3 protein-coding genes are annotated in these 2,596 nt (G+C 42.2%); 1 reads left to right on the forward strand and 2 read right to left on the reverse strand.

Translation table 11 applies throughout. The annotated features are described in order from the left end of the window. Positions 1-203 precede the first annotated feature (203 nt). Positions 204-743: a membrane protein gene (locus tag SD31_RS13865; RefSeq protein WP_039054560.1), complete on the reverse strand. Its 540-nt coding sequence runs from the start codon at positions 741-743 to the stop codon at positions 204-206. Between the two features lie 448 nt (positions 744-1,191). On the opposite strand from SD31_RS13865, the gene SD31_RS21060 reads away from it, so the two are divergent. After that, positions 1,192-1,548, forward strand: a complete 357-nt coding sequence (locus tag SD31_RS21060; protein WP_316929894.1) for a uracil-DNA glycosylase — start codon at positions 1,192-1,194, stop codon at positions 1,546-1,548. On the opposite strand, the gene SD31_RS13875 is transcribed toward SD31_RS21060, so the two are convergent. Continuing rightward, positions 1,549-2,532: a DUF6695 family protein gene (locus SD31_RS13875; protein ID WP_197053736.1), complete on the reverse strand. Its 984-nt coding sequence runs from the start codon at positions 2,530-2,532 to the stop codon at positions 1,549-1,551. Positions 2,533-2,596: the final 64 nt, after the last annotated feature.

The raw sequence follows: 2,596 nt of genomic DNA on the forward strand, positions 1-2,596 counted from the left end.
CTGTGGTCTTATCCTCCTTTAATAAATTTTCTTGTTCTTAGTATTTTGTAAATTATACATTAATCCTTCAGGATGTAATAGCTAAATATTGGTTATGAATCGATTCTGCTAGATAGGAAGACTATCGATTAGATTTTAAAAGGAAGGAAATAAGTCAAAAGGGAAACAAAAAATAAAAAATCCCCGAATTTCGGGGATTTTGTTTATCGTGAGTAACGGAACTGCTGTTTATCGAGCAATCCCATCTGGTCTTTCATCATCTTAATCTGTTCGGCGAGCAATTTGTTTTTATCTGCACGTTTTGCTTCCTGCAAATATTTTTCAGCTTCGCGTTTGTTGCGTTTTGCCATCATGACACCTGCTAGGCTCAATTTAGCTAAGGCCACGTTGTGATCCATATGTAGACCTAAGGAAAGAGCTTTTTTGAAATATTTTTCGGATTGCAATGGAGCCCGTTGTGATTCTATAAGTCCTAACAGAAGGTGATAATATCCGTGTTGTGCAGGAATCAGTTGTTTTTCGTAGTTGGTAATCTTGCTTAGCCATTTTTCGGCATTAGCCACATCTTGCTTGCGGAAATACCATTGTGCGATAAGCATGTATTCGTGAAAGAATACGGTAACCCACGCGATGATGGTGATTAATATTCCTAGAATTCCCCAACCCCAGTATCCAAACCAGAATAACACTACTGTACCTACCAACAGTAAACAGCAAATAATAATACGCACTAAATTTGACATCTCTTTTTCTATTTTCTAACACGCAAATATCCATTAATTTAAGTAGTTATGCAAATTATTAAAGCATTCTCTGGACAATAAATGCGCTTTTTTCAACCCTTTCTATACGAGTAAATTAATTACTTTTGTTGTATGGAAAAACTGTATGACGAAAGCTGGGCTCCCGTTATTAAGCCTTTGTTCAGGCAAGAATACATGAAAAGGCTATCTGCCTTTGTGCAGGAAGAGCGAAGACGTTATGAGGTGTATCCTCCTCAAGAATTGGTTTTCAATGCGTTTCGTCTGACCCCATTTTCGGAGGTGAAGGTCGTAATCTTAGGGCAGGATCCTTATCATAATGTGGGACAGGCTCATGGGCTTTCGTTTTCCGTTCCAGAGGGTATAGCCTTTCCTCCATCGCTGAAGAATATTTTTGCGGTAGCTGTCTACGGATATCGAAGGATTTCAAATACCTTCTTCAGGGGATCTTACCAAATGGGCGAAGCAGGGGGTATTGCTGCTCAATGCTACGCTTACCGTGCGGGCACATCAGGCGGCATCACATCAAAAGCAAGGGTGGGAACGCTTTACGGATGAGATTATAGCCAAGGTTTCTTCCGAGTTGGAGCATGTGGTATTTCTGTTATGGGGCTCTTATGCCCAGCAGAAAGCAGTGCTCATCGATGCTAGTAAGCATCTGGTATTGAAGACTGTACATCCTTCTCCATTATCGGTATACAGGGGTTTTTTCGGTTGTAGACACTTCTCTAAAGCCAATGCCTATTTGCAGGCACACGGCAAGCAACCTATAGACTGGCGGTTGTAATCAGGCGTAACGTTCTTTGATATTTTCGAAGTCGTATTTGGGACTTTCCAGCCTTTCCAGATGGTTGATTCTTATTTTTCTTCCGTGTTGTCGTACATGGGTAAAAAGCAGGTGGCTGTCGTATGTTATCTCCCAAGGCTCGTTTAGGGAGAATGGTTCTGTCGTTTCGCCCCTTACTACATATTCCAGTTTTCCTGAGGAGGTAAAGCGTTTGATAATAAACTGATTCTCGTTTTCTGATGGAGATATGGTGTACCAAGCTCCATCTCCTACACCGCCCAGATAATGGGCGTCTTTAGGTATGGTAATTGGTTTGGAGCGGTATGTCATTCCTCCGATGATGAGGTCGTCCGGAAGTTGGGAGGCTTTGGCCGAAGAGATATTGTCTCCCAGCTGTTTCAGCAAAAACAAAAACGATTGGAAGCGGTTCATCTTGAAGCGTTTTAATCCTTCTTCCGGGGTGTAGGAGTAGATGATGCGGTCGTCCACGGCATTGACCAAGTTACTTACGGGACTGCATTTTATGGTTTCAGGGAAGTTGATGTAGTGCCAGAAGTGGAACTTTCTGGAGGATTTCATGAGCATGCGTGTGATGAAGCGAGAGCAGTTGTTGTTGTTCTTGGCTACGGCGCCGTACGGGTACGTGCCTTGCTCGACGCATTCATCGCCATAAGCTTTTGCTAGGTTGAAATTTATTCCATGAACGATAGAAAAGAAAAGCCTTCCGTCGCCATACATGGCAGGTTTCATTTCTTCGAAAAGTTGTACTATTTCTTCCAGATTGACGATGGTGTTGTTTTCTATTTTGGCTTTTAAGTTGATGTCTAGTAGGGGGTCTGAAAATTTGGAGCGGGCACGACCGTATCCTCGCGGGGTGATATACCTTCCGAAATCATAAAAGAGCATCTCTCCCGTTTGTCGGTTGACGATGACGATGCCTGTATGACCAATCTTTAAAATTAAGTTATTTTTGACAAGGTCCAATTATTTTTTTGAAAAACATTCATCCATTTTTCCATCGCCACGGATCGTGGCATCCGGCCATGTC

Origin of the sequence: Sphingobacterium sp. T2 (genome assembly GCF_000814685.1) — a bacterium.
In the GTDB taxonomy this organism is placed as follows: domain Bacteria; phylum Bacteroidota; class Bacteroidia; order Sphingobacteriales; family Sphingobacteriaceae; genus Sphingobacterium; species Sphingobacterium thermophilum.

Bases quoted from the DNA above. Each gene is read 5' to 3' on its own strand.
- SD31_RS13865 (WP_039054560.1), bottom strand. From the start codon at position 743: ATGTCAAATTTAGTGCGTATTATTATTTGCTGTTTACTGTTGGTAGGT.